We start from the raw sequence: 25663 nt of genomic DNA, 5'->3' as shown, positions 1-25663 counted from the left end.
GCCGCGGAGGCTGCGACCGGCATGCTCAAGCGCATCCTCATCGTCACCGATGCCTGGCATCCGCAGGTCAACGGCGTGGTGCGCACGCTGCAGAACCTGGCCGAGCATCTGGCCAAGGCCGGCGTTACGGTCGAGTTCCTGACCCCTGCCGGCTTCCGCACGGTGCCGCTTCCCTCCTATCCGGCCATCCGGCTTGCCCTGCCTGGCCCTGGCCGGGTCGCGCGCCGGATCGAGGCGTTCCGGCCCGATCATGTCCACATCGCCACCGAAGGCCCGCTCGGAATTTTGGCGCGGCGCTACTGCCTGTCGCGCGGACTGGTCTTCACGACGAGCTACCACACGCGCTTCCCGGAATATGTGAGCAGCCGTGCGCCGTTCCCCGAAAGCTGGGTCTATGCCTTGCTGCGGCGCTTCCATAATGCCGGAGACGGCATGCTGGTCGCCACGCCGTCGCTGGCGCGCGAGCTGACAGACCGGAGGTTCACCAAGGCGCGGCTGTGGACGCGCGGTGTCGACACCGAGCTCTACCGGCCCGACCGCCCGCAAGTGCTCGACCTGCCGCGGCCGATCTTCCTGTCGGTGGGTCGGGTCGCGGTGGAGAAGAACTTGCAGGCCTTCCTCGACCTCGACCTGCCCGGCAGCAAGGTCGTCGTCGGCAGCGGTCCCGCGCTTGCAACGCTGCGCGAAAGCCACCCCGACGTGACGTTCCTCGGCACGCGGACTGGCACGGATCTCGCCGACATCTACGCGTCCGCCGACGTCTTCGTCTTTCCCAGCCGTACCGACACCTTCGGCATCGTGCTGCTGGAAGCGCTCGCCAGCGGCCTGCCGGTTGCCGCCTATCCGGTCACCGGGCCGGCCGATGTTTTGGCCGATGGTATCGGCGGGGTGCTTTCGGACGATCTGCACCAAGCGGCGCTGGCCGCCCTGTCGATCGGCCGCGACACCGCGCGGCGCAAGGCGGAAACCTTCAGCTGGGCCGCCTGCGCCGGCCTGTTCCTGCGGCATGCTCGCGATGCGCACGCGCAGCCGGCGACGCTGCGGGCACCCGGCACGGTCGGCAAGATGAAGTTGTCCTAAGGCCCTGCCGCCGGGGTGGGAGCGGCGGCGGTCGCGCGGGCCCTGCCGAGTTTCGACAGCACGAAGGCCACGGCCAGCGCGATGGCGACCAGGCCGAGCGACAGCAGCGGCCGGTACCAGAACCAGGCAACGGCGATGGTGACGAAGCCGGCCAGCAGCGCCAGCACCAGGGCGAGCGCCCCGGTGCCGAGGCGCACGATGCTTCCGAGGAAGGGCAGTACGTCGGCGATCACGCCGAGAGGGCCGAGGGACAAGGCGAAGCCGACGAACAGGAACAGCAGTCCGGCAATGCGCACGATCCAGGTCACGACGGTGTTTTCCGTGACGGCATCGGCGAACATCTTCTCGGCCGGCACCGAGCCGGTTTCGACCATCAGCAGATCGCGCCCAGCCCTGGTTTGGTAAGGCTCGAACCTGTCGCCCGCCTGCCGGCCGACGATGCTGAGGTCGCCCGCCGGCGCCACCGAATAACGAATTCGGTAGTCGCCGACCGCCGGAGACGCCGGATCGCGACCGATGAAGATGCGACCGTCGACGATGCTCACCTTGGCGGAGCCGGAAAAGGCGTCGCGGATCGCGTCCTTCTGGGCCGGCGCCATCGGCAATGCCCTTTCGCCGCCGACAAGGTCGAGGACCGGTTCGTCGAGGTCGAAGGCACCGAGCCGCGCCCGATCCACCTGGAAGCGCCGGCCCTCGATCTCCATCGATGGGTTGGCGTGCCCCGCCGGCTGCTTGAAGTCCGTCGAGTCGATCGCACGATCCGACCATTTCTTGGAGTAGGTGTAGGTCGTGACCGTCTCCTCGCCGCCGCCCAGCTTGGTGGTGGTCTCGGACTTGGAGTCCTCCCGCCACTGATACATCTCCACCGACCGGACGAGGCGAAGCCCCGCCGCCGAAACGCCGAAGTCCGGGTCGGTCAGGCTGACGTCGGTCGCGGCTTTGGCGGCGACATGCACCAGCCTGCCGTCATTGGCGGGATCGATCGTGCCGGCCTGGACGGAGGCGACGAGGCCGGCGCCCTCATCGAGCGCCTCCGCGGTCGTTACCGCCCGGCCCTCGTTCCAGAACAGCAGCACGATCATGCCAAGGACCAGCAGCGGACCGATGATCAGCCCCGCCAGGGAGCGCCAGATGCGCCCGAACCAAGATACGGACGTAACCTCGCGAACCGAATCGCTCATCCAACCCCTCCAACAGCCCGCCTAATCTATCGGCCATTTTCGGTGGGCTAGCAACGCCGAAGCAAAAAGAGAGCGGTCGACGTTGAATTGGAAGATCAGCAGCCCGCCAGCCAATCACGGACCAGCACTTCCTGCTCGTCGAGCCCGTCCGCCTTACGGCGCGACCGGCGGGCGGCGGCGAGTTCCCCGGCAAGCCTGCCGGCGCTCCAGCTCTCCAGCACGCGCGGATGGATGTAGCAGGCGCGGCAGACGGCGCGGGTGTTGACCAGCCGGGCCGCGACCGCATCGATCACGGCGTTGATCGCCCGTTTCTGCGCGGCAGCCGAGCCCGGCACCGGCGTTTGCGCGAACAGCGAGACGGCGTGGATCGTCCCGCCCCATGTACGAAAATGCTTCGAGGTGAAATCGCGGCCGCAGACGTCCTGGATGTAGCGGTTGATGTCCTGCGACCCGATGGGATGCCGGCTGCCTTCGGCATCCACATACTGGAAGAGCTGCTGGCCTGGCAGGTCCTGCGCGCGCCGCACGACCTTCGCGATGCGCCGGTCGACGAGCTGGAGGCGCCATTCCTTGCCGGACTTGCCCTTGAAGGCGAAGCGCAGGCGCGAGCCCTCGATGTCGACATGCCGGTCCTTCAGCGTGGTGAGGCCGAAGCTTTTGTTGTCGCGCGCATAGGCGGCATTGCCGACGCGGATCAGCGTGTTGTCGAGCAGCCAGACGACCGCCGCCACCACCTTCTCGCGCGGCAGGTTGTGGCGGCGCAGGTCGGCGTCCACCTGCGCCCGCAGGGCGGGCAGGGCTTCGGCGAAGGCGGCGAGGCTGGAGAATTTCGCCTCGTCGCGGCAGAGCGCCCAGCGTTCGTGGTAGCGGTACTGCTTGCGTCCCCTGGCGTCGCGGCCGGTCGCCTGGATGTGGCCGCTCTCGACCGGAGCGATCCACACGTCCGTCCATGCGGGGGGAATCGCCAGCATCCTGATCCGATCGAGCGTGCCAGCGTCGCCGATCCGGTTGCCATCGGGACCGCGATAGAAAAATCCCTTGCCGGCGCGCATCCGCCGGATGCCGGGCTCCTCATCGCTGACATAGACCAGCGATGCCTCCCTGGCGGAGATCTCGGGATCAGGCCTGGCGGAAAGATCCGCCGCGTCGGGCTGCTTCAACAACTTCCGCTCCATTCGCGACAAGCGGAACGGAAAGCATCAAGGGGCCGGAACGGTTCCTCGTCGGGAGATCAGAACAGACGGCCGCCGTCCGGCACCCTGCGCTCGATGGCGCCCAGCACGACGTCGCCCTCGCCGTCGGGAAAGCCCAGCGTCAGCACCTCCGACATGAACTTGCCGATCTGGCGCGGCGGAAAATTCACGACCGCGAAGACCTGGCGGCCGACCAGCGTCTCGGGCGTATAATATTTGGTGACCTGCGCCGACGATTTCTTCACGCCGATCTCGGTCCCGAAATCGATCTTCAGCTTGATCGACGGCTTGCGCGCCTCCGGATAGGGCTCGGCTTCGACGATAGTGCCGGCGCGGATGTCGACCTTGTCGAAATCCGCGTAGGTGATCTCCGGCTTGGCCGGCCCGCCGGCCATCAGGCGTTGCCCTGGGTCTCGAACAGCACCGCCGACAGCGCATCCTTGGCCGAGATGCCCGACCAGATCACGAACTGGAAGGCTTGGAAATAGCCCTCGCAGGCTTCGAGCGCGCTCGACAGCAGCACCTCGACCTGCTGGCTGGACGGCTCGACGCCGCCGGCGAGCAGCAGCGACTGCCGGAACATGATCGCGCCTTCCTGCTCCCACAGATCGAAATGACCGAACAGCAGCTGCTCATTGATCTGCGAGAGGAGCCGCAGGATCTCCAGCGTACGGTTCTCCGGCACCTTGATGTCGAAGGCGCAGGCGAGATGCAGCGCCTCGAAATCCTCCATCCAGGAGAAGGAGACATGGTAGTCGGTCCAGCTTCCGACCACGGAGATCGCGATCTCGTCGTCGCCCGTGCGCTCGAACGCCCAGTCGTTGTTGTGCGCGACCTGCTCGATGACATCGACGGGGTGAATGTCACGTCCGACGTCGAGTTCGACCAATTCCATCATGCGTTCCCTGTGTCCCCACGCCTGCCGGCGGACCGGCAGCAGGTTATATTTCGTCAAACCGAAGCGACAGGGACGCTGGCGCAACCTACCCCGAGCCGGGCTCCGCCTGCCGGCGCATGATCCGTCCCGAATCATGCAGCAAATTCAGTGTATTGATCGGGAGTCGCGTGACCAGCCCCTTTTTTCCGGAAGAGGCCGCCAGATGTGGAAAGCAGTTGCGGAACAGATTCACGCAAACGGCTTAAACGATTCACGGCAAAGCGCTTTTTCTCGGCCGCGGCTGTGGAAAATCTACTGAATTATTTCTGGGGATCGCTTTTGGTGGAGCGTCTTACCCGGCCGCGCGGCGTCTCCGGCGGCTCCTCTCCCGGGATGACATCGGCCCCTGCCTCGAGCGCGGCCACCCTGGCCGCCAGCGCATCGACCAGCGCGGTAAGCTTCTTGTTCTCGGCGCGCGCCTTCACCGCCATGTCGCGGACGGCCTCGAACTCCTCGCGCTGGACGACCTCCATCGTGTTGAGGATTCTTTCGGCTTGCGAGCGGAACGCCGTCTCCACCTCGCGTCGCACGCCCTGAGCGGCGCCGGCGGCATCGGTCAGCAGCTTGGCGAATTCGTCGAGGATGCGGTTCGGTCCGGCGGCCATGGCGAAGCTCCTTCGTTTCATTCGAGGTAATCCCGCTCTGCCGCCAATGCAAGGGTGACGGCAAGCCGCCTTGACCCCGCCCCAAGGCTGGCACATGGTCCGCGCCGTCCGCACCCCGACCGCGAGGCCGATTTGCCCGACTTCCTGCTTTTGCCGCTCGCGGCGCTGCCTTTTCCCAACATCGATCCGGTCGCCATCCGGCTCGGCCCGCTGGCGGTCCACTGGTACGGCATCGCCTATGTCGTCGGCATCCTGTTCGGCTGGTGGTATTCCAAGCGCCTGGTCTCCGACGAGCGCCTGTGGGCCGGTGGGCAGCGGCCGATGCGGGCGGAGGACATCGACGATTTCCTCGTCTGGGCGGCGGTCGGCATCGTGCTCGGCGGGCGTATCGGCTACGTTCTGTTCTACGACCTTGCCCGCTACCTGCAGAACCCGCTCGACATCTTCGCGGTCTGGCAGGGCGGCATGTCCTTCCATGGCGGCTTCGCCGGCACGACGCTCGCCATGATCCTGTTCGCCCGCAAGCGGGGCATCCGCGTGTGGACGCTGTTCGACGTGATCGCGGCCGGCGTGCCGGTGGCGATCGGCCTGGTGCGCTGCACCAACTTCATCAATTCCGAGCTGTGGGGGCGGCCGACGAACTTGCCCTGGGCCATCGAGTTTCCGAACGGGGGTCCGTTCACACGCCACCCAAGCCAGCTCTACGAGGCGCTGCTGGAAGGGCTGGTGCTGTTCGTGCTGCTGAGGATACTCACCCACTCCTTCGGCAAGCTGAAAAGCCCCGGCTTCGTCTCCGGCGCCTTCGTCGCCGGCTATGGCGCGGCGCGCATCTTCGCCGAGTTCTTCCGCGAGCCAGACCCCCAGCTCGGCTATCTCCTCGGCGGCTGGCTGACCATGGGCATGGTCTTGTCGACGCCGATGGTGCTCTTCGGCATCTGGGCGATGGCAACGGCGCGCCGAACCGAGACGCCGCAGCCGGCATGACCGCGCTGACGGAGCGGATCGCCCGGCTGATCGCCGTCGACGGGCCGATCAGTGTCGCCAGCTACTTCGCGCTCTGCCTCTCCGATCCGCGACACGGCTACTACATGACGCGCGAGCCGTTCGGCCGCGCCGGCGACTTCACCACGGCGCCGGAGATCAGCCAGATGTTCGGCGAACTGGTCGGCGTCTGGCTTGCTCTGGCGTGGCGGGCGGTCGGCCGGCCAGAGCGCCCGCTGGTCGTCGAGATCGGGCCGGGCAGGGGCACCCTGGCGAGGGATGTGCTGCGCACACTGGAAAAGGTCGAGCCCGGCCTCCGCTCCTCCGCCTCCTTCCGGCTGGTCGAGACCAGCCCGAGACTCAAGACCGTGCAGAGGGTGACCTTGGAGGGAACGGGCGTCGACATCCAATGGCACGACAGCCTCGACGACCTGCCGGACCGGCCTCTGCTCATCGTCGGCAACGAACTGTTCGACGCGATCCCCATCCGGCAGTTCGTCAAGGCGGGCGGCGGCTGGCGCGAGCGCGCGATCGGGCTGAGCGATAGCGGAAAGCTGGCCTTCGTCGCCGGCGCCGGCTCGCTCGATCCTGTCTTGCTGCCGCAGAACGCGGCCGAGGTGCCGGAGGGCACCGTCTTCGAGACCGCACCGGCACGCGAGGCGGTGATGCAGGGCATCGCCGAGCGCATCGCCGCCGCCGGCGGCGCCGGCCTGTTCATCGATTACGGCCATTTCCGGCACGGTTTCGGCGACACGCTGCAGGCGGTGCGCAGGCACAAGCCGGAGGACCCGTTGGAAAATCCCGGCGAGGCCGATCTCACCGCGCATGTCGATTTCTCCGCCCTCGCCGACCGGGCAAGGGTTGCGGGGCTGGATGCCCATTTCGCGACCCAGGGTGAGTTCCTGCTCGGCCTCGGGCTGCTCGAGCGTGCCGGCCGGCTCGGCGCCGCCGCCGACGAGGCCGGCCGCGAGGAAATCCGCGCCGCCGTCGAGCGCCTGGCCGGGCCGGACCAGATGGGCGAGCTGTTCAAGGTGCTTGCCGTGCTGCCGCGCGGCGTTGCGGTACCGCCGTTCGCGCGTTCCTGACTGCCGATGGAATGATTTGTCGAATTGTTTCGAGGCTTTACGGACGCGATGCCTTGGACACGCTGCCGCCCGGATAAGCAACCATGATGTCCCCGAAATTGAAATCCCACAAGACGTTCTCCGCGCTTGTTCCGGCGTAGGTGGGAACCCCGAAGGCACGCGCGAAGCTTGCCAGCAGCCTCTCGTTCTGGCCGACGGTGCAGCCGCGAAGATATACGAAACTTTCGCCGCTGATCACCTCGCGAATCTTGGCGAAATGGCCTTCATAGTCCTTGAAATTGCTCAGTTCGACAAAATGACCGCCGATCTGGATTCCGCTGGCGTTTCCGTGGCCGATGATGATCACCTTTTGAATCAGGTCGCCGGCGTCGTGACCGTAGGCGATCGTCATATCGACAAAGTCGTACGGGTCCTTCGGCGCAAACGCGAAGCATTTGAAGCCGGTCCCGTATTTCGCCAGCATGGTATTGAGCTTCCAACCGCGCTCGATTGTGATGGCGGTTACTTCGCGCCCGTCTGCTGCCATCTCTTTTCCCAACCCGTTGGAAATATTCAGCAGCTACAATCAGAAATTGAATATGGAACTCAATCTCAAACAGGAATTGTAGAAAATATACAAAGAGCACTATCAGATAGCACCTCAACGATACTGGATCATATGGCAGGCATGCAAGCGTTAGCATTGCCCCCAAGGGCAACCTCTTCAAGCGATTGCCCTTGGCATGGGTCCGAGATCCCCAGGTCCGTACGTTCGGTTTTTGCGAACGAAGTTTTGGAAGAACACGCGACTTTCCGTGCAAAGACGCTATACTGCGACCTTAGGTCGCGTCCTTGGTGGCCGAGCGACCAGATCACGGCCCGCCGTGGCGCGACCGATCCGACCCGACAGGAGGAACGGTCATGGCAGGATTTCACGTCATCGCAGGCCCGGACGACAGGATCGTCCATCCGGACATTCGCCGGATCGGCTTTTCGGATCTGACGGACGCGTTGCGGCGCGGCCTCGATGATTTCATGGCGAAGCCCTCGCACATCATGTTCATCTGCATCGTCTACCCTCTTGTGGGTGTCGTCCTGGCCGCCTGGACGTCCGGCAGCAACGCGCTACCTATGCTGTTCCCGCTGATGTCCGGCTTCGCGCTGATCGGTCCCATCGCCGCGATCGGTCTCTACGAGATCAGCCGCCGCCGCGAGGCGGGGCTCGAGGCGTCGTGGTGGCACACGCTCGACGTCCGGCATTCGCCGGCCATACCGGCGATCGTCGCCGTCGGCGCCTTCCTGCTCGTCGTGTTCATCGCCTGGCTGCTCGTGGCGCGCGGTGTCTACATGGCTGTCTACGGCGACGTAGCGCCGCCCTCGCTGGGCGGCTTCATCTCGGAAGTGCTGACCACCGGGCAAGGCTGGCAATTGATCATCTTCGGCTGCCTCGCCGGCTTCGTGTTCGCCGCCTTCGTATTGTGCACGACGGTAATTGCTTTCCCGCTTCTGCTCGACCGCGACGTTGGAGCCTACGAAGCGATGGCGACGTCCTTTCGCGCGGTGGCGGCCAATCCGGTGACGATGGCCGCCTGGGGCTTGATCGTGGCGGCGCTGCTTGCCATAGGCTCGCTGCCGGTCTTCGCCGGACTGATCATCGTGATCCCGGTGCTCGGCCATGCGACCTGGCATCTCTACCGCAAGCTTGTCGAGCCGCCGCACGAGTAAACGCAAAAAGGGGCGCGCCGCGATCGGCGCGCCCCTTTCTGCATTCACTGAAGGTCAGACCAGCGCAGACACCGTGAAGTCCGTGGCTGTTAGCCCTGGAAGACCGTTGAGCGTGGCGAAGTGGATGCCGGCGCCGCCACCGCTGCCGTCGGCGTCGTAGAAGAGTTCGCCTGTGCTCATGTTGTAGATGATCCGATCGTCCGAAGCTTCCGCCAGGCCGGTGCTGTTGGCCAGGAAGGCGGCCGGATCCAGCGATCCGCCGAGCGCGGTGAAGATCGCCGCGGAAAGCTCGATCGTGTCGTCGGCGACGGTGAAGTCGCCGATGGTGTCGACATTGCCGCTGCCGAGCGCCGTTGAGAACACGAATGTGTCGGCGCCGAGCCCGCCATGCAGCGTGTCCGAGCCGCCGCCACCGTCGAGCCGGTTGGTGCCGTCATTGCCGCGTACGACCTGCACGAAGGAGTTGCCGGTCAGGTCGACCGAGTAGGTCGCGTGCAGCGCGGTGGTGTTGAGAAGCTCGACATGCACGCCCTCGGCCAGCACGTAGTCGACGCCGGCCGCCACCCTGTCCGTTCCTTGGTCGGCAAGCTCTATCACCACGGCCTCGGAGTCGTAGACGGCATAGGTGTCGTTGCCGCCCAGCCCGCGCAGCGTGTCGGGCGAGCCGTCGTCCGGGCCGGGGCCGGTGCCGCCGTCATGCAGGAAGTTGTTGCCGTTGTTGCCGACGATGGTCTGCGACAGGGCGTTGCCACGAAGATCGATCGCCAGCGTGGAACTGGTGCTGTTGGTGGTCAGCAGTTCGATCTCGAGGCCGTCGGCAAGGGTGTAGCTGATGCCCTTGACGGCGATGCGGTCGGTGCCGCCGGCGGCCGCCTCGATCACGGTGTCGCCGGCGTGATTGACGTAATAGAGGTCGTTGCCGGCGCCGCCATTCATCGTGTCGGCGCCGATGCCGCCGTCGAGCGTATTGTCGGACGCATCGCCGGCCAGCACGTCGCCGTCGGTGTCCACTCCCGACACGGTTACCGTGACGGTCGCGGTGTTGCCGCCGTCGAGCGTGTAGGTGAAGCTGTCCTCAGCCGTTGCGTTGGTGGCGCCGGAGGCCGACCCGGGCAGGTGGTCGAACTTGCCGTTCGGGTCGTAGCTGAACGTGCCGTCGGCATTCAGCGTCAGCAGCGCACCGGAGGCCAGCGTGATCTCGGCGCCGACATCGGCCGCGACGCCGTTGACCTCGGCGATCACCAGGGTGCCGCCGCCGGTATCGGTGTCCTCTCCGGAACCGTTGTCGGCGAAGACATCGCCGCTGACCGGCGCGTTCTCGGCGGTCGTCACGTCGTCGTCCTGCGCCAGCGCTCCGGTGATGGTGAACGGGCCGGCCGGCGCCGGCTGCCGCGTCGTGCTGTTGAGCGTCCAGTTGGTCGGGTCCGCTATGGCGGCCAGGAGTTCGGCGCGCGTGCCGCTGGTCGGGCCGGTATAGGTGCCGTTGTCGGAGCCGAAGGCGAGGGCGGTCTCGCCCAGCGTCAGCCCGGTCGGCAGCGCCGAGGTCAGCGTGTCGGTGGCGTCGCCGGCGAATGTTTCATTGCTGTCGGCGAAATCGGCGGCATAGATGAAGGTCGGAGATCCCGCCGTGCCCTGATAGGCGATGATCTGGTCGCCGTTGACGTTGAAGGCAACGGCGCCGATTCCCGGCGCGGTGATCTCGATGACCGTTCCGGCCGCGACGTCCGCTCCGGCCGTGTAGGTGGTGGTGCCTTCGCTCGCCAGGAATCCGCCGGCGGCTTTCCAGCCATTGTCGGTGAAGTTGATGGTCGTGCCTGCCTCGATGTCGCGTAGCAACACGAAGGCGAAGGTGTCGGGATCGTCGGCATTGTAGTTGACGACGGCGATGTCGCCCGCGGCGAGCGTAGTTGCCATTGGGTTATCCTCCTCAGAGGCCGTCGCGGTCACGCCGCCCGGCCATGTGCAGAACCCCGTCCGGCGCGATCCTATCCAAAGAATCCGCAAGCAGAAATAAAGAAAAAGCATCTATGGTAAGCGACGGATATTTATTGGGAGCCTTTGGTTACCAAGGATACCGGCTCTACAACTGCTGATAGATGCTCAAATCTCCACCCCGGCGTCGCGCAGGCCGCTCGCCAGCCGGTCGATCAGCGACGGATCCTTGTAGGGCAAAGCGCGCTTCAGATGAGCGACCGAGAAGTTCGGGTTCACCTTGAGCGTGTCCTGCCACCAGCGCCGCGCCTCGTCCGGGCGGCCGGAAAGGCCGTAGAGGCAGGCGAGATAGAAACGCGTCATGTCGGAGTGCGGCGACAGCATGAGCCGGCGCTTGAAAGCGATCTCGGCCTCGTCGTAGCGACCCAGCGCCAGCAGCGCCCGCCCGAGGAAATGCAGCGCCATGTCGAACTGCGGATCAAGCCGATGCGCCCGCGTGTACAGCGCCGCCGCCTCCTCGTGCCGTCCCTGGAAGTCGCGGACGTTGCCGAGCCCGGCATAGGCGTCCGCCAGGCTGGGGCCGAGCTCGACCGCGCGTTCCGCCGCGGCCGCCGCCTCGTCGAGGCGCTTCAGCCAGGACAGGGCGAGCGCCAGGGCGATGTGGCCCATCGGCTCGGTCTCGTCCAGGTCGATCGCCTTGCGCGCCAGTACCAGCGCCTGATCGAGGTTTTCCGGCGTGGCGCCGTTCCACTGGTTGGCATAGTCGGCGAAGGCGATGATCGACAGCCGCGCATGGGCGAGCGCCTGGCCGGGGTCGATGGCGAGCACGTGCTCCAGCATCCTGCGCGCCTCCACGGCGGAAGCCGGGTTGAGCTGCATCAGCGTCTGGCGCGAGCGCACCAGCAGGTCGTACACCTCCGGGTCGACCTTGCCGCGGCTTTCGCGGCGGATTTCCTCGCCGGCCGTGAGCTTGACCTTGAGGGCGCCGACGATGGTGCGGGTCACCTCGTCCTGCACGGAAAAAATGTCGGAGATGTCGCGGTCGAAGCGATCCGCCCAGAGATGGCCGCCATTGCTGCCGTCGATCATCTGCGCATTGATGCGCACGCGCCCGGCGACCCGCCGCACGCTGCCTTCCAGCACGTAGCGGACGCCGAGCTCGCGGCTGACCTGGCGGATGTCCGTCGACCTGCCCTTGTAGGCGAAGGAGGAGTTGCGCGCGATCACGAACAGGCCCGACACCTTCGACAGGTCGGTGATGATGTCCTCGGTGATGCCGTCGGCGAAATAGCCCTGCTCGGCGTCGCCCGACATGTTGTCGAAGGGCAGAACGGCGATCGAGGGCTTGTCCGGAAGGGCAGGGGGCGTTTCCGGGAGTGCGGTTGCCGGCGGGCGCGCCGTCCCGCCTGGGGCCCAGACCCAGATATGCACCGGCCGCTCTATGTTCTTCACCTCATGGCGGCCGCCGTCGGCGAAATCGACGCCGACGCGCCCTTCGACATGCTGGCGGACGGCGTCCGAGATCGCCACGCCGCCGGGATGCGCCAGCGTCTCGATGCGGGCCGCCAGGTTCACGCCGTCGCCGAAGAGATCGCTGCCGTCGACCATGACGTCGCCGAGATTGACGCCGACGCGCAGCACGATGCGCCGCTCGTCCGGCATGTCCGCATTGGCCGCCGCCATGTCCCGCTGCAGCGCCGCCGCGCAGTCGACCGCGTTGACGGCGCTGGCGAACTCGACGAACACGCCGTCCCCCGTGCGCTTGAACACGCGGCCCTGGTGGCGCTCCACCAGCGGGTCGAGCACGTCCTTCCACCGCCGGGTGAGCAAGGCATGCGTGCCCGCCTCGTCCCGCTCCATGAGGCGGCTGTAGCCGACGACGTCGGCGGCCAGGATGGCCGCGAGCCGGCGCCGGACTTGTTCGTTGGTCATCTCGGCGATCACCTTCGGGACCGTTTGGCCGCCGAGTCTATCGGTGCGCCGTCGGCAAGTCCATTCGGCGGACACGGCCGACCACGCCGCCGCCGACGGTTCGCGGTAACGCAATTGTCACGAAAGGTTACGGAACGATTTCAAAAGTGATTTTTTGGGACTTGGTAAATCCCGAATCAGGAGGTTCCCTATAGGGAAGGCTGACGGTCAGAGCGGCCGGGGGAAATGCCTGTGCCGAACGTGCGAAAGGAGGCCTCGGCCATGACACGTCACCGGATTACGCCTGCGGGCCTGGATGCCGACGCCATCGAACGCGACATCACTTTGGACTCGGTGGAACGCGCCGAGATCGAGCGTGCCATCGAAGCGGTCTGCGCCGAACTCGGCCTCGGTCAGCGCCCGGACGAGCGCCGCGCCCGGATCACTTCCGGAATCACCTCTACCTGGCGGGATGGCAGGCGGCAGCCGCTCAATCTCGTCAGCGCCGGCTTCGAGGCGGTCGGGGCGTAAGGCATGTCTGCCGAAAGTGCGTGAATTCTTTTCACGCGACCTGCTTTAGCCGGATTCCTTGAGATGCGGTCGGGCGCCCGGTGGCAGACCGTCTCAAGAAGCGGATGTCATGCAAGCACGCGAGCCTCGCGGAAGGAGACCAGTTTTCGGCGGGTCTCGCACCACAGCACGAGTTTCACGCATTGGAAGCTGCGCAACAGCGTGATGCGGCCGATGCCGCCAAGTTCGGGGTGATCGCGCAGCACTTCCGGCAGCCGGTAGCAGGGAACGCGGCTCGACAGGTGATGGACGTGGTGGACACCTATGTTGCCGGTGAGCCAGCGCAATATGCCGGGCAAATCGTAATGCGACGACCCATGCAGCGCCGCCTCCTGGAACCGCCAGTCGGCGTTATGGTCCCAGTGCGTGTCCTCGAACTGGTGCTGGACGTAGAATAGCCAGATGCCTGCCGCGCCGGCCAGAATGACGATCGGCAGGTGCACGGCGAGGAAAGCCCAGGGCCCGATCGCCCACATCAATCCCCCGGCCAGGACGACGATCGCCGCGTTGGTCGCCATCGTCGACACCCATGGCTCGGCGCCGTCGCGCATCATCCCTATCGGCAGCCGCTGCTTGAGCAGGAACAGCCAGACCGGACCGATGCCGAACATGACCAGCGGGTTGCGGTAGAGCCGGTATCCGAGCCTGCCCAACCGGGACAGGGCGCGATATTCGCCGATCGTGAGCGTTGTGATGTCGCCGATGCCGCGCCGGTCGAGGTTGCCGGTCGATGCATGATGCTCGGCGTGAGCGCGGCGCCAGTAATCGTAGGGGGTCAGCGTCAGCACGCCGAGGGCGCGGCCGGTCCAGTCGTCGCCTTGACGGTGCGCGAAGAAGGATCGATGGCCGCAATCGTGCTGGATCATGAACAGCCGCAGAAGGAAACCGGCCGCCGGTATGGTCAGGAACAGGCCGATCCACCATCCGTAGTAGACGGCGACCGAGGCGAGCGCCCATAGGCCGCAGAAGGGAATGATCGTGACGGCCAGTTCGAACAGACTCCTGCCTCGATCCGGCTTGGCGTAGGAGGACAGGATTTTCGGCCAAGCGGGGGAGGCCTGGTCGGTCTGAGGCTTGGCGAAGGCTGATTGCATCGGCGACTAATGTCAGGATGGCGAGGGCCGCGCAAGGACGCGTGGTGGCCAAAAGCCACCAAGGCCGATCAAGTCGTCGTGCAATCTGCCTCGCACCAACGTCGATTCAGTGAAAAGCGCTATTGTCCCGGCCGGCCGCTCTTCTTCGACCGCCGGCCGTGGGCGCGCTCCTCGGCCGGATCTTCGTAGCTGCCGATGCCGATCTTTTCGCGCTTCACCGGCTTGGCGCCTTCCACCGGCTTCTCGGTCCGCCGCACCGTCATCTCGTCCAGCGTGTTCTTGCGGAACAGCGACTTTCCGCCGTCGTCCGGCGTGCCATAGTCGGCGCCGTGCGCCTCGCGCGCGCTCTGCTTCTTGAACAGCGAACGCGACACCGCGCCGGCCGGCGTCGGCATGTCGGTGCCCGGTCCCATGTCGTCGATCGACGGTTTCTGGAACAGCGGCTTGCCCGGCTTTTCTCTTCCGGCCGGCGTTGCGTAGTCGCCGGCGCGGCCCATCTCGTCGAGTTCCGGTTTGCGGAACAGGTTCGGCCGCGCGGCCTTTTCCGCGGCTTCTGCTGCCCGCGCCGCATCGAGCTTGCGGAACCGCTCCTGCTCCTCGGCCGTGCGGTGCTTGGCGATGCCCTTGTTGTGCTTGCCTTTCTCTCGGCCTGAAACCGGGCTCTCCATATCCGCGTATTTCGCCAGCGGATCGTCGGCGATCGACAGTTCCATCTCGCGCAGCCGCTTGATCTCGTCGCGCAGTCGGGCGGCGCGCTCGAAGTCGAGATCGGCCGCGGCGTTCCGCATCTCCTTTTCCAAATGCTCGAGATGGGACTTCAGATTGTTGCCCATCATCGCGCCGCTCTCGGCGAAGCCGGAGATGTCGGGGCGGACGTGGTCCTTCTCGTAGACGGAATCGAGAATGTCGGCGATGCGGGACTTCACGCTCTCCGGCGTGATGCCATTGGCCTCGTTGTATTCCAATTGCTTCTCGCGGCGGCGGTTGGTCTCCGCCATCGCCCGCTCCATCGAGCCGGTGATGTTGTCGGCATAGAGGATCACCTTGCCGTCGACGTTGCGGGCCGCGCGGCCGATCGTCTGGATCAGTGAGGTTTCGGAACGCAAAAATCCTTCCTTGTCGGCGTCGAGGATGGCGACGAAGCCGCATTCCGGGATGTCGAGGCCCTCGCGCAGCAGGTTGATGCCGACCAGGCAGTCGAAGGCGCCGAGGCGCAGGTCGCGCAGAATCTCGATACGCTCCAGCGTGTCGATGTCCGAGTGCATGTAGCGCACGCGCACGCCTTGCTCGTGCAGGTATTCGGTGAGGTCCTCGGCCATGCGCTTGGTCAGCACCGTTACCAGCGTCCGGTAGCCGGCGCGCGTGGTGTCGCGGATTTCGCCGAGCACGTCATCGACCTGCGTCTTGGCCGGACGCACCTCGACGGGCGGATCGATCAGGCCGGTCGGGCGGATCACCTGCTCGGCGAAGACACCGCCGGCCTGTTCCATCTCCCAGCCGCCCGGCGTCGCCGAAACCGCGACCGAGAGCGGGCGCATGGCGTCCCATTCCTCGAAGCGCAGCGGCCGGTTGTCCATGCAGGAGGGCAGGCGGAAGCCGTACTCGGCCAGCGTCGCCTTGCGCCGGAAGTCGCCGCGATACATGCCGCCGATCTGCGGAATGGTGACGTGGCTTTCGTCGATGAAGATCAGCGCATTGTCGGGCACGTATTCGAACAGCGTCGGCGGCGGGTCGCCAGGCATGCGGCCGGTCAGATACCGCGAATAGTTCTCGATGCCGGCGCAGGAGCCGGTCGCCTCCAGCATCTCCAGGTCGAAGCGGCAGCGCTGCTCCAGCCGCTGCGCCTCCAGCAGGCGCCCTGCCTTTTCAAGCTCTTGCAGGCGCTGCTGCAACTCTTGCTTGATCGACTTGATGGCCTGATTCAAGGTCGGCCGAGGCGTCACGTAGTGCGAGTTGGCGTAGATCTTCACGCTCTTCAGGTCGCCGGTCTTCTGGCCGGTGAGCGGATCGAACTCGGTGATCGACTCGATCTCGTCGCCGAAGAGCGTGACGCGCCAGGCGCGGTCCTCGAGGTGGGCAGGGAACAGTTCGATCGTATCGCCGCGCACCCGGAAGGAACCGCGCACGAAGTTGATGTCCTGGCGCTTGTACTGCTGGGCGACGAGGTCGGCGAGAAGCTGGCGCTGGTCGATGCGGTCACCGACCGTCATCTGGAAGGTCATCGCCGTATAGGTCTCGACCGAGCCGATACCGTATATGCAGGACACCGAGGCGACGATGATGACGTCGTCGCGCTCCAGCAGCGAGCGCGTCGCCGAGTGGCGCATGCGGTCGATCTGCTCGTTGATCGAGGATTCCTTCTCGATATAGGTGTCGGTACGCGGGACGTAGGCCTCCGGCTGGTAATAGTCGTAGTAGGAGACGAAATACTCGACCGCGTTCTCGGGGAAGAATTTCTTGAACTCGGAATAGAGCTGCGCGGCCAGCGTCTTGTTGGGCGCCAGGATGAGGGCGGGGCGCTGCGTCTCCTCGATCACCTTGGCCATGGTGAAGGTTTTGCCCGAGCCGGTGACGCCGAGCAGCACCTGGGTGCGGTCGGCGTTGTCGACGCCTTCGACGAGGTCCTTGATGGCGGTTGGCTGGTCGCCGGCCGGCTCGAAGTCCGACACCATCTTGATCGTTATGCCGCCTTCCGATTTGTCAGGGCGGGCGGGGCGGTGCGGCGTCCAGATCTGGCCGTTCTTGTGTAGCGGATTGCCGCTCTCGATCAGTGCCGACAGTGCTTCCACCGTGGCGGTGACGCCGGATTTCGGCATCGCCTCGGCGTCCTCGAGGCTGATGTCGAGGCCCGGGATCGGATTGAGCCCGGCCGCCGTGCGCTCGCGCGCGCTCGCCGCGCCGCCCATCGAGGTGCCGCGTGCGGTTTTTGTCGGGGCGGAAGAGCGCTCGGGGATTTTCTTGTTTTCCCTCCCCCTTGAGGGGAGGGTGGCCGCGGAGCGGCCGGGTGGGGTCGTTTCGGCAGCGCCCGGCGTCTTGGAGGTGCCTTCCGAGGTTACCCCCTCTGGCCGCTTCGCGGCCGTCTCCCCCTCAAGGGGGGAGATCCGGCGCCCGTCCTGCTCCGCCTCCCGCGCAATCTGCTCCGCCCAGTCCGACACCGATCCGGAGAGCGGCGTGCCGGACAGTTCCGGCTGCGGCGCTTCCTCGAAGCCGTCGCGATGCAGCGGTTCCGACGCGTCGAGGTAATCGGTCAGCGGGTTGCCACGCTTGCGGTATCCGTCGTCCTTCGCCGCCGGCGGCTTCTTTTCGGGGGATCTGGCCATGGTCCGAATATGGGTGGAATCGGCCGGGAAGAAAAGCCCGGCCCGGCCCATGGCCTGAGCGGCGCGCGCGATCCTGACACGGCGGTGTCAGCAGGACGCTCTCGCGCCGGTACTGCCGCAAGAGCGTCAGGCGACGCTTGCCAGCATGGCGGAACCTCCCCAGAATGGCGCTCGACTGGGGGAAGGGCGATGGACTCACGGAATTTCCTGCCAAACGACGAAACCATCGCCGCGATCCGGCAGGAGATCGCCCGCTACGAGCAGGAGCGCGTTTCGGCTCGGCGCCGGGTGATGTGGCGTCTGCCGCTGTTCCTCGGTCTTGTCCTCGCTGCCGCTGTCCTGCTGGCGATCGCCTTCAACCGCTTCGCCGATCCGCACGAGCAGTGGACCTCTACACCGCATGTCCTGCTCTACGTGATCGCGCTCGCGCTCGCACTTTTCGCCTGGTGGCGCGGCCTGAGACCGGTCGCCGTGCTGGAGCGGTCTTCCCGCTCGCGGCTGCTGCCCGCCATCTTCGGCTTCATCGACGATCTACGCTACGGCAAGGGCATCACGCCGGAATCCTTCGACCGGCTGCCGAGGGAGGTGATCGGCGACTTCGCCCGGCAGAGTTTTGACGACGTGGTTTCCGGCAGGCATGACGGCTTCGCCTTCGAGCTCTACGAAGCGGTGCTGAAGGAGAAGACGGGCAGTGCCGAACTCACCGGCTTCAGGGGCGTCGTCGTCACCTTCGCCACCGAACGGCCGTTCCCGGGCCTGCTGGTGGCGACGCGCAAGCAGGAGCAGGTGCGGTCCTTCTTCGGCGGCCTGTTCGGCAAGCCGCTGCAGGAGATACCGAGCGGCGTCGCCGAACTGGACGAGACATACGAGTTCCGCACCGACAACGCCGCGGCGGCCGAGCCGCTGGTGCGCGGCCGGCTGGCGCGGGCGCTGCGATGGCTGGCGGAGACCTGGCCCGGCGAGCCGGCGCGCATCGCCTTGCGCGGCGGCGACGGTTTTCTGCTTCTGCCGACGGCGAAGAATTTCTTCGAGCTGCCGCCCGTTTCGCAGCCGCTCGACTACAAGGTCCATGTCGAGCCGATCATCACCGACATGGCGCTGCTGCTTGCCACCGCTGCGCTGGTGCGCAAGGTCGGCAGCGCTGACGAGGCTGCGCCGGCCGGATAGGCGCGGGGCGGTGCGCCGGGCGCTCTTCTCAACGGGGACAGGGCCGTCTGCGCCATCGCCGACCGCCTCCCCACAGGTGCGGATCCAACGGCCGGCAGCCCCGATCTTTCCGGCCACCGCCGTTCGTGCCATGCTTGCCGGCGCGAAAAAGGGGACTGTCATGTCGGATGCCGGCTGGTTCGCGGTCGCGGTGGCGCTGCTCATCCTCTGCCTTGCGCTCGGCTTCCGCCGCTTGGGCGGCCGCGACCTCGGCCCGAGCGGCGAGGGGATGGCGGCAAAGTTCGTGCTCGTCTCGACGGCGATCGGCGGGCTGCTGGGCGCGCCGTTCTGGTGGCTCGACCTGCCGCCGAGCTTCGCCTGGGACCTGCCGCCGGTCGCCTCGCGCATGCTGGCGGCGGCGGCCTTCGCCTTCGGCCTCGCCGGTGGGCTGGTGCTGGAGCGGCCGAGCGAGCCGCGCACCCGGCTCTATCTGCTGCTGATCGTCATCTATCTGCTGCCGCTGGCGGTCGCCGTCCTGCTGCTGCATCTCGACCGCTTCGACTTCGCCGCACCCGTCACCTACGGCTTCTTCGCCGTCGTGATCGTGCTGGTCGCCGGTGCCCTGGCCGCGCTGACGCGCGGCGCGGCCGATAATGGCGCTCCGGAGCGGCCCGGCCCGGCCGTGTCGCTCTGGTTCTACGTCGCCGGCATTCTGCTCGGCTTGTGGGGGATCGCCCTGTTCCTGGCACCCACGACGGCCTTTCCGCTGGTCTTCAACTGGGCCAGGGATTCGCTGACGTCGCGGCTGATCGCCGCCATGCTGTTCACCATCGCGGCCGCCTTCATGCTGTCGCGCCATGACGCGGGACGGGCGCGGTTGTCGCTCGCCTTCGCCGGGAGCTACGGCGTCGGCGTGGTCGGCGCCTGCCTGATGAACGCCTCGGCCGGCCTGCCGGTGCCGCCGCTCTACGCCGCCGGCTTCGCGGCGGTCGCGGTCGTGTCGTTGCTTCTGCTGGTCGCGGTGGCCGAGCGCGGCCGGACCGGACGGCCGGGCGCCTGACCGCTCAGGCCCGTCCGGCCTGCTTCACGGCGGCGAATTCCGGCACGATCTTGCCGCCGGCGACGCTGAAGCCGCTGGCCACCTCGGCCCGGCCCTTGCTCCGCGCCTTCGTCGCCATATGCAGCGCCTCGTATTGCTTGAGATGCTCCACGGTCCCCTGCAATTCGGCGATCTGCCGGCGCATCTGCTCGGCCTGCTTTCGCAGTTGCTGCTGGTCGGAAGGCACGTCTGCCTGGTCGGCAGATGGCCGGTCTTCGCGATTTTGCTCCATCTCGGCGGCAAAAGCGGCGAGCTTCTTCTCCAAAACCGTGCGTTCCGTTTCGAATTCCGCCATTTTCGCCCGCATTTCCGCGAGCTCCGATGCCGCGCCCCGCTGTTCGCCGGCGGCGTTCTGCAGGCGGACATTGAGCGCCTGGATCTCGCCGCGCAATGCCTGCGTCTCGCTCTGGTGGCGGGTGTCGCGCTCGGCGAGGTCGGCGGCGAGCCGGCCGGCATGCTCGTTGGCCTCGATCAGCTTCGCCTCGAGCGCGTCGTTCAGCTTCTGCAGGCGGGTGCTCTCCGCCTCCTCGGTCACCAGCCGGGCCATGATCTCGGCCAGCCTGGCCGAGTCGCTGGCATGCATGGACGACAGCTCCTCGGCGCGGCGGCGCGATTCCGCCTGCCGCTTCTGCACGAGCTCGAGCTCGACCGACAGGCCGGCATTCTTCTCGCGCAGCATTTCCGCCTCGCGCAGGTAGCGCTCCGCCTCGCTGCTGCGGGCGGCGTGGGTGGTCTGCAACTCGCCGTAGAGGGACTCGCTGCGGGCGATGGCGCTGCGCGCCTCCACCAGTTCGAGCCGCAGGGCGCTCTGCGCCTCGCGCATGGCGTCGGCCTCGTCGAGCAGCCGTGCCTCGCGCCGCTTCAGCACTTCGACCAGCTGGTCGTAGCGGGCGCGCAGCCGCTCCAGCTTGTCGACCCGTTCGGCGAGGCGCCGGTTCTCCGCGGCCTGGGCGATGCTGGCGTTCTCGAGATCGTTGGCGCGCAGGATGTCGGCGTAGGAATCCTGCAGGAACTCGCGGCCCATGTGATGCGAGGCCACGATGCCGGCGAGCGCCTCGGCGATCCGGTTGAGGTCGTCCTGGGCGCGCGAGCGCGCCTCGTCGAAAGCGGCGTGGCTGGCGAGGCGGTTCTGCGTGTGCGGGCTGATGCGCTGCGCCTCCCCCGGACCAGGCTGCTCCGGCTGCCACCGCGCCGCCTGCTCTTCCTCGACCTGTTCTTCCTCCGGCCGGGAAAGATTATCCTCACCTGCTTGCGTCTCAGCGCTGTCTTCCGGATTCGCAGACGCCTCCACCGGCAGCAAGAACTCTTCGTCGAGCGCGTCGGCCATGTCGTCTTCAAGGGTTACGAACGCCCTTTTCAGCGGGTCCCGCCGCGTAAGGATGTTGGCTAGATTCATGTCTTCTGACCCTTGCTACTGACGCGTGTGTAACTGCCGCGACCCTTTACCTGTCGTTAACAAATCATACATCCTTTTCTGTCGTTTGGAATAGGTCCCTCCTCGGGGATTCTCGTATAGTAAACAGCCATTTGGTTCAGTTTGCTTGGTGGGCCGGTGAATCGTCGATATTCTATGTCCGAGCAGGTCTATTCTTTCGTGCTCTGATTATACCTGCGGCCACGAAGGTGAACGCCCGGACCTCCCGACGCACGCGTCGGGGCGTCCGGCCCCGGATGATACGGTGGGAAGGCCGGATTCCGGGCAGGAAACGGTTGTGGTGACCGGTATCGGCCGACCGTCAGGGAAACAGCGCGTCCTGCGTCATTTCGAGGTGCAGCAGGCTGCCGTCATAAGGATGCGCCTCGCACACCGCCTCGTCGAGCTCGACCCCGATGCCGGGTTCCTTCGACGGGATGACGCGGCCGTCCTGCCACTCGATCTTCTTCTTCAACAGCGTCTCGTGGAAGCCGTCCCACTGCTTCAGGGATTCGAGGATGAGGAAGTTGGGCAGCGTCACGGCGAGCTGGATGTTGGCGGCCCCGACGATAGGGCCGCAGTAGCAGTGCGGTGCGATCTGGATGTGGTAGGCCTCGGCCATCGCGGCGATCTTCTTGGTCTCGAGAATGCCGCCGGCGCGGCCGAGATCCGGCTGCAGGATGGCGGCGGCGCGGTTCTCGATGACGCGTGCGAACTCGAATTTCGTCGTCAGCCGCTCGCCGGTGGCGATCGGGATCTTCGTGCCGCGCGCCACTTCTGCCATCACTTCCGGCATGTCCGGCGGCACCGGCTCCTCGAACCAGAGAGGATCGTAGGGCTCGATCGCCGCCGCCATACGCAGCGCGCCCGACGCCGTGAACTGGCCATGCGTGCCGAACAGGATGTCGGCCTTGTCGCCGACCGCCTCGCGGATCGTCTTCAGCATGCGAGCGGAGAGGTCGATGTCGCAGAGCCGCGGCTGGTGGCCGTCATAGACTGTATAAGGGCCGGCCGGATCGAGTTTTACCGCGTCAAAACCCTGGCGTAGATATTCGAGCGCGCAGGCCGCGGCCAGGTCCGGATCGTTGTAGACGTTGACCGGACCGGCTTCCGCCGGAACGACGCTGCCGGCATTGGGGTAGAGATAGGTGTAGGAGCGCAGCGTCTCGTGCACCTGGCCGCCGAGCAGCTTGTAGACCGGTTTTCCCGCCTCCTTGCCAATGATGTCCCAGCAGGCGATCTCCAGCGCCGAGAAGCAGCCCATGACGGAGATGTCGGGCCGCTGCGAGAAGCCGGAGGAATAGGCGCGGCGGAAGAAGGTTTCGATATCGTGCGGGTCACGGCCGACGAGATAGCGCGCCGCCAGATCCTCGATCATCCTGGCGGTGACATGCGGGCCGAAGGTGGCGTTGTAGGCCTCGCCATAGCCGACGACGTTGGAGTCGGTCGTCAGCTTGACGAAGATGAAATAGCGCCCGCCTATTCCCGGTGGGGGATTGGCGACGACCCAGGTTTTGACGTCGGTGATTCTCATTGGCTGTCCTCCGGGATTAGCGTTTCCTCTCCCTCACGAAGTGGGGGAGAGGTGCCGAGCGAAGCGAGGCGGTGAGGGGGTCATTCACGATGGGAAACCGGCGCATGGATGTATCGAAGATCGGTGGCTACCACATCCTCGGCATACCGGCCTTCGAGCGCCGCCAGGATCGTCTCGCAAACCGGCCCGATCTGCTTCAGAACGTCGATGTTCCAAAACCGCAGGATAGAATATCCCTCGGCCCGCATGAATTCGTCCCGGCCTCGGTCGGTGACGCTGTCGGCATGCTGGCTACCGTCGACCTCGATGACTAGCCTCGCCTTCCTGCAGAGGAAATCCGCATAGTACGGACCGATCGGGAACTGACGAACGAATTTGTGTCCGCCGAGCCTGCGGTCCTTCAATTCCATCCAAAGCCGCGCCTCGGCGATATTGTCTCCTTTTCGCAGCGAGCGGGCACGATCGGTAGTCGATTGTTTGCGGCGGCTGCGATCTTTGTCGGGCATGGCCCCCTCACCGCCTCGCTTCGCTCGGCACCTCTCCCCCATTCTGTGGGGGCGAGGAAACGCCAATCGCCCGCGCCGCCTCCATCATCATCGCTTTCATTTCCAATCCTCCAGCACCATCTGCGCGCCCTTCCAGCCGGTCATGATCGACGGCGCGTTGGTGTTGCCGGAGATGTTGCCGGGAAAGATCGACGCATCGATGACGCGCAGGCCCTCCAGCCCGTGCACGCGCAGCCGCGGGTCGACGACGGACTTGGCCGGATCGGGACCCATGCGGCAGGTGGACACCGGGTGGTAGACCGTGCCGCTGCGCTTCCTGAAATCCTGAATCAGGTCCTCGTCGGAAGTGACTGACGGGCCGGGCAGAATTTCCTCGACGATGAACTCGGCCATGGCCGGCTGCGCGGCGATCCTGCGCACGAATTTCACCGCCGCCAGCATCTCGGCGACGTCGGCGTCGGTCGACAGGGCGTTGGCGACGATCTTCGGATAGTCGCGCGGATTTTTCGAGCGGATCAGAATCTCGCCGCGGCTGGTCGGCCGGCAGTTGGAGAGGCCGATGGAGAAGCCGGGCCAAGGGTCCGGCGTGAGAATCGGCCGCTCGCCGGCCTTCGGGATGACGGTCGAGAATGCCTGAAAGTAGAGTTGCATGTTGGGCCGCTCAAGCGCCGGGTCGGTGCGGAAGAAGCCGCCGGCATTGTTCATCGACAGCGACAGCGGCCCGGAGCGCAGGAACACATATTGCATGCCGACCCACAGCTTGCCCCACCAGGGCCGCAGCAACTGGTTGAGCGTCGCCTGGCGCCCCTTGAAGGTATAGTTGATGCCGACATGGTCCTCGAGGTTGCGGCCGACGTTGTCGTTGCCATGGACGACCTCGATGCCGAGCGCCTTCAGATGGCCGGCCGGACCGACGCCGGAAAGCTGCAGCAATTGCGGCGAGTTGATCGAGCCGCCGGACAGGACGACTTCGTGGGCCGCGCCGACCCTGTGCGTTGCGCCGTTGCGCTCGTATTCGACGGCGACCGCGCGCCTGCCCTCGAACAGGATTTTCGTCGCCAGCGCGCCGGTCTCGACACGCAGGTTGGGACGCTTCATCGCTGGGCGCAGAAAGGCGCGCGCCCCCGACATGCGGCGGCCGTTCCGGGTCGAGATCTGGTAGATGCCGACGCCTTCCTGGCTGGCGCCGTTGAAGTCCGGATTGAAGGGGAGGCCCGCCTGCTCGGCCGCGGTCAGATAGCGCTTTGTCAGCGGATGGACGGCGGCCGAGCAGTCGGTGACGTGCACCGGACCGCCGCTGCCGCGCCACCGGTCGGCGCCGGCTGCGTTATCCTCGATCGCCTTGAAGGCGGGCAGCAGGTCGGCAAAACTCCAGCCCGGATTGCCGGCGGCCGCCCAGGCGTCGTAGTCGGCCGGGTGGCCCCTGATCCACACCATGGCGTTGATCGAGCTCGATCCGCCAAGCAGCTTCCCGCGCGGCCAGTGGTCGGCATTGCCGGCAAGGCCGGGATCCGGCTCGGTCTTGTAGTTCCAGTTGACCTTGGGGTCGTAAAAGGTCTTGCCGTAGCCGAGCGGCATCTGCACGAAGAAGCGACGGTCGGTGCCGCCGGCTTCCAGCACCAGGACGGAGAAGCGGCCGTTGGCCGACAGGCGCTCCGCCACCACGCAGCCGGCGGAACCGGCGCCGACGATGATGAAGTCGTAGGTCTGCATGGATGCGGTGTTCCCGGCCGGCGATTTTCAGGCGGAGACTAGCCGCATGCCGTGCGACGGGTCGTCCGGGCTTCCGGCATCGGCTGTGAGAAAAGCGACTGACAGATGCCGGTCGCGGCGTACGGATGCGCTCGCTACATCGGGTGGCCGATCACGCGTTGACCGCCTTTGCCGCTGCGGCTAGGCAGAGGCCGCAGCACGAGGAGACGGACGCATGGTTCACTACGCCGACGGACAGCCGACGGGCGACCTGACGCTGCGCACGCTCGCCATGCCGGCGGATGCCAACGCGGCCGGCGACATTTTCGGCGGCTGGGTGATGGCGCAGATGGACCTCGCCTGCGGCATCCGCGCCGCCGAGCGCGCCAGGGGCAGAGTGGTGACGGCGGCGGTGAAGGAGATGTCCTTCGCCAAGCCGATGAAGATCGGCGACACGCTGTGCATCTATACGAACGTCACGCGCGTCGGCCGTACCTCGATGACGCTGAAGGTCGAAGCCTGGGCGCAGCGCTACCTTACCGATCTCATGGAGAAGGTCACCGATGCCGATTTCATCATGGTGGCGCTGGATGGAGAGGGGCGGCCGAAGCCGGTGCCGGGAGAGCAGTAGGGCAGTAGGGCAGTAGGGCAGTAGGGCAGTAGGGCAGTAGGGCAGTAG

The 25663-nt window shown here is 66.2% G+C and carries 22 protein-coding genes; 8 read left to right on the top strand and 14 right to left on the bottom strand.

The window, feature by feature from the left end; translation table 11 throughout:
- Positions 1-21 precede the first annotated feature (21 nt).
- Entirely contained in the window at positions 22-1080 is a 1059-nt protein-coding gene (locus tag AC5JDC_RS02415; protein WP_495838964.1) for a glycosyltransferase family 4 protein, read from the top strand.
- On the opposite strand, the gene AC5JDC_RS02410 is transcribed toward AC5JDC_RS02415, so the two are convergent.
- The 5 genes from AC5JDC_RS02410 to AC5JDC_RS02390 form a co-directional block, all read right to left on the bottom strand.
- On the bottom strand, positions 1077-2261 hold the full coding sequence (locus AC5JDC_RS02410) for a TMEM43 family protein (RefSeq protein WP_495838805.1): 1185 nt from the start codon (positions 2259-2261) through the stop codon (positions 1077-1079). The two genes, AC5JDC_RS02415 and AC5JDC_RS02410, sit on opposite strands and share 4 nt — an antisense overlap.
- A 95-nt stretch (positions 2262-2356) precedes the next feature.
- Entirely contained in the window at positions 2357-3436 is a 1080-nt protein-coding gene (locus AC5JDC_RS02405; RefSeq protein ID WP_495838803.1) for a DNA topoisomerase IB, read from the bottom strand.
- A 56-nt stretch (positions 3437-3492) separates the two neighbouring features.
- On the bottom strand, positions 3493-3849 hold the full coding sequence (locus tag AC5JDC_RS02400) for a tRNA-binding protein (RefSeq protein ID WP_106772306.1): 357 nt from the start codon (positions 3847-3849) through the stop codon (positions 3493-3495).
- Complete coding sequence (locus AC5JDC_RS02395) at positions 3849-4349, bottom strand: type III secretion system chaperone family protein (RefSeq protein ID WP_106772305.1); 501 nt, start codon at positions 4347-4349, stop codon at positions 3849-3851. The genes AC5JDC_RS02400 and AC5JDC_RS02395 overlap by 1 nt, the downstream gene beginning before the upstream one ends.
- Positions 4350-4651: 302 nt before the next feature.
- On the bottom strand, positions 4652-4996 hold the full coding sequence (locus AC5JDC_RS02390) for an accessory factor UbiK family protein (RefSeq protein ID WP_495838800.1): 345 nt from the start codon (positions 4994-4996) through the stop codon (positions 4652-4654).
- Between the two features lie 132 nt (positions 4997-5128).
- On the opposite strand from AC5JDC_RS02390, the gene lgt reads away from it, so the two are divergent.
- Both lgt and AC5JDC_RS02380 read left to right on the top strand, forming a co-directional pair.
- Positions 5129-5980, top strand: coding sequence for a prolipoprotein diacylglyceryl transferase (gene lgt, locus AC5JDC_RS02385; RefSeq protein WP_495838798.1), 852 nt, complete (start codon positions 5129-5131; stop codon positions 5978-5980).
- The gene (locus AC5JDC_RS02380; protein ID WP_495838796.1) at positions 5977-7062 is read left to right on the top strand and encodes a class I SAM-dependent methyltransferase; all 1086 of its coding nucleotides are present in this window, start codon (positions 5977-5979) and stop codon (positions 7060-7062) included. The genes lgt and AC5JDC_RS02380 overlap by 4 nt, the downstream gene beginning before the upstream one ends.
- 37 nt (positions 7063-7099) lie before the next feature.
- Here AC5JDC_RS02380 and AC5JDC_RS02375 read toward each other — a convergent pair whose 3' ends face one another.
- Positions 7100-7588, bottom strand: a complete 489-nt coding sequence (locus AC5JDC_RS02375; RefSeq protein WP_106772301.1) for a DUF4347 domain-containing protein — start codon at positions 7586-7588, stop codon at positions 7100-7102.
- A gap of 374 nt (positions 7589-7962) precedes the next feature.
- Between AC5JDC_RS02375 and AC5JDC_RS02370 the strand changes: the two genes are divergently transcribed.
- Positions 7963-8766 (top strand): DUF2189 domain-containing protein, encoded by an 804-nt coding sequence (locus tag AC5JDC_RS02370; RefSeq protein WP_106772300.1) that lies wholly within the window; start codon positions 7963-7965, stop codon positions 8764-8766.
- A 54-nt stretch (positions 8767-8820) separates the two neighbouring features.
- Here AC5JDC_RS02370 and AC5JDC_RS02365 read toward each other — a convergent pair whose 3' ends face one another.
- Positions 8821-10680, bottom strand: coding sequence for a cadherin-like domain-containing protein (locus AC5JDC_RS02365; RefSeq protein WP_495838793.1), 1860 nt, complete (start codon positions 10678-10680; stop codon positions 8821-8823).
- Between the two features lie 186 nt (positions 10681-10866).
- Entirely contained in the window at positions 10867-12630 is a 1764-nt protein-coding gene (locus AC5JDC_RS02360; protein ID WP_495838791.1) for an adenylate/guanylate cyclase domain-containing protein, read from the bottom strand.
- A 261-nt stretch (positions 12631-12891) separates the two neighbouring features.
- Between AC5JDC_RS02360 and AC5JDC_RS02355 the strand changes: the two genes are divergently transcribed.
- The gene (locus tag AC5JDC_RS02355; protein WP_495838789.1) at positions 12892-13140 is read left to right on the top strand and encodes a hypothetical protein; all 249 of its coding nucleotides are present in this window, start codon (positions 12892-12894) and stop codon (positions 13138-13140) included.
- A gap of 107 nt (positions 13141-13247) precedes the next feature.
- On the opposite strand, the gene AC5JDC_RS02350 is transcribed toward AC5JDC_RS02355, so the two are convergent.
- Positions 13248-14273: a fatty acid desaturase gene (locus tag AC5JDC_RS02350; protein ID WP_495838787.1), complete on the bottom strand. Its 1026-nt coding sequence runs from the start codon at positions 14271-14273 to the stop codon at positions 13248-13250.
- A gap of 119 nt (positions 14274-14392) precedes the next feature.
- A complete protein-coding gene (gene uvrB, locus AC5JDC_RS02345) occupies positions 14393-17593 on the bottom strand; it encodes an excinuclease ABC subunit UvrB (RefSeq protein ID WP_495838785.1) in 3201 nt (1066 codons plus the stop codon).
- Between the two features lie 189 nt (positions 17594-17782).
- Here uvrB and AC5JDC_RS02340 point away from each other — a divergent pair, with 189 nt between their 5' ends.
- Together AC5JDC_RS02340 and AC5JDC_RS02335 are read left to right on the top strand one after the other, a co-directional pair.
- Positions 17783-18760, top strand: a complete 978-nt coding sequence (locus tag AC5JDC_RS02340; RefSeq protein WP_495838783.1) for a hypothetical protein — start codon at positions 17783-17785, stop codon at positions 18758-18760.
- Between the two features lie 160 nt (positions 18761-18920).
- Positions 18921-19799, top strand: a complete 879-nt coding sequence (locus AC5JDC_RS02335; protein ID WP_495838781.1) for a hypothetical protein — start codon at positions 18921-18923, stop codon at positions 19797-19799.
- 4 nt (positions 19800-19803) lie between these two features.
- Here the strand turns inward: AC5JDC_RS02335 and AC5JDC_RS02330 are convergent, their stop codons facing one another.
- From AC5JDC_RS02330 to AC5JDC_RS02315, 4 genes are all read right to left on the bottom strand, one after another.
- Complete coding sequence (locus tag AC5JDC_RS02330; protein ID WP_495838779.1) at positions 19804-21165, bottom strand: hypothetical protein; 1362 nt, start codon at positions 21163-21165, stop codon at positions 19804-19806.
- 409 nt (positions 21166-21574) lie between these two features.
- Entirely contained in the window at positions 21575-22786 is a 1212-nt protein-coding gene (locus AC5JDC_RS02325; RefSeq protein WP_495838777.1) for a mandelate racemase/muconate lactonizing enzyme family protein, read from the bottom strand.
- An 80-nt stretch (positions 22787-22866) separates the two neighbouring features.
- Complete coding sequence (locus AC5JDC_RS02320; protein ID WP_495838775.1) at positions 22867-23292, bottom strand: endonuclease domain-containing protein; 426 nt, start codon at positions 23290-23292, stop codon at positions 22867-22869.
- 96 nt (positions 23293-23388) lie between these two features.
- On the bottom strand, positions 23389-25005 hold the full coding sequence (locus tag AC5JDC_RS02315; protein WP_495838773.1) for a GMC family oxidoreductase: 1617 nt from the start codon (positions 25003-25005) through the stop codon (positions 23389-23391).
- Between the two features lie 214 nt (positions 25006-25219).
- On the opposite strand from AC5JDC_RS02315, the gene AC5JDC_RS02310 reads away from it, so the two are divergent.
- Positions 25220-25615 (top strand): acyl-CoA thioesterase, encoded by a 396-nt coding sequence (locus AC5JDC_RS02310; RefSeq protein ID WP_495838771.1) that lies wholly within the window; start codon positions 25220-25222, stop codon positions 25613-25615.
- The last annotated feature ends 48 nt before the right edge of the window (positions 25616-25663 follow it).

Source organism: Kumtagia sp., from assembly GCF_059502445.1.
This window is presented reverse-complemented; position numbering and strand designations above follow the sequence as displayed.

Coding starts and splice junctions, on each gene's coding strand:
- AC5JDC_RS02400 (WP_106772306.1), bottom strand. CDS start 3,849: ATGGCCGGCGGGCCGGCCAAGCCGGAGATCACCTACGCGGATTTCGAC.
- AC5JDC_RS02375 (WP_106772301.1), bottom strand. CDS start 7,588: ATGGCAGCAGACGGGCGCGAAGTAACCGCCATCACAATCGAGCGCGGT.
- uvrB (WP_495838785.1), bottom strand. CDS start 17,593: ATGGCCAGATCCCCCGAAAAGAAGCCGCCGGCGGCGAAGGACGACGGA.
- AC5JDC_RS02310 (WP_495838771.1), top strand. CDS start 25,220: ATGGTTCACTACGCCGACGGACAGCCGACGGGCGACCTGACGCTGCGC.
- AC5JDC_RS02415 (WP_495838964.1), top strand. CDS start 22: ATGCTCAAGCGCATCCTCATCGTCACCGATGCCTGGCATCCGCAGGTC.
- AC5JDC_RS02365 (WP_495838793.1), bottom strand. CDS start 10,680: ATGGCAACTACGCTCGCCGCGGGCGACATCGCCGTCGTCAACTACAAT.
- AC5JDC_RS02355 (WP_495838789.1), top strand. CDS start 12,892: ATGACACGTCACCGGATTACGCCTGCGGGCCTGGATGCCGACGCCATC.
- AC5JDC_RS02395 (WP_106772305.1), bottom strand. CDS start 4,349: ATGGAATTGGTCGAACTCGACGTCGGACGTGACATTCACCCCGTCGAT.
- AC5JDC_RS02320 (WP_495838775.1), bottom strand. CDS start 23,292: ATGCCCGACAAAGATCGCAGCCGCCGCAAACAATCGACTACCGATCGT.
- AC5JDC_RS02405 (WP_495838803.1), bottom strand. CDS start 3,436: ATGGAGCGGAAGTTGTTGAAGCAGCCCGACGCGGCGGATCTTTCCGCC.
- AC5JDC_RS02370 (WP_106772300.1), top strand. CDS start 7,963: ATGGCAGGATTTCACGTCATCGCAGGCCCGGACGACAGGATCGTCCAT.
- AC5JDC_RS02390 (WP_495838800.1), bottom strand. CDS start 4,996: ATGGCCGCCGGACCGAACCGCATCCTCGACGAATTCGCCAAGCTGCTG.
- AC5JDC_RS02330 (WP_495838779.1), bottom strand. CDS start 21,165: ATGGCCGACGCGCTCGACGAAGAGTTCTTGCTGCCGGTGGAGGCGTCT.
- AC5JDC_RS02340 (WP_495838783.1), top strand. CDS start 17,783: ATGGACTCACGGAATTTCCTGCCAAACGACGAAACCATCGCCGCGATC.
- AC5JDC_RS02325 (WP_495838777.1), bottom strand. CDS start 22,786: ATGAGAATCACCGACGTCAAAACCTGGGTCGTCGCCAATCCCCCACCG.
- AC5JDC_RS02350 (WP_495838787.1), bottom strand. CDS start 14,273: ATGCAATCAGCCTTCGCCAAGCCTCAGACCGACCAGGCCTCCCCCGCT.
- AC5JDC_RS02360 (WP_495838791.1), bottom strand. CDS start 12,630: ATGACCAACGAACAAGTCCGGCGCCGGCTCGCGGCCATCCTGGCCGCC.
- AC5JDC_RS02410 (WP_495838805.1), bottom strand. CDS start 2,261: ATGAGCGATTCGGTTCGCGAGGTTACGTCCGTATCTTGGTTCGGGCGC.
- AC5JDC_RS02380 (WP_495838796.1), top strand. CDS start 5,977: ATGACCGCGCTGACGGAGCGGATCGCCCGGCTGATCGCCGTCGACGGG.
- AC5JDC_RS02315 (WP_495838773.1), bottom strand. CDS start 25,005: ATGCAGACCTACGACTTCATCATCGTCGGCGCCGGTTCCGCCGGCTGC.
- AC5JDC_RS02335 (WP_495838781.1), top strand. CDS start 18,921: ATGTCGGATGCCGGCTGGTTCGCGGTCGCGGTGGCGCTGCTCATCCTC.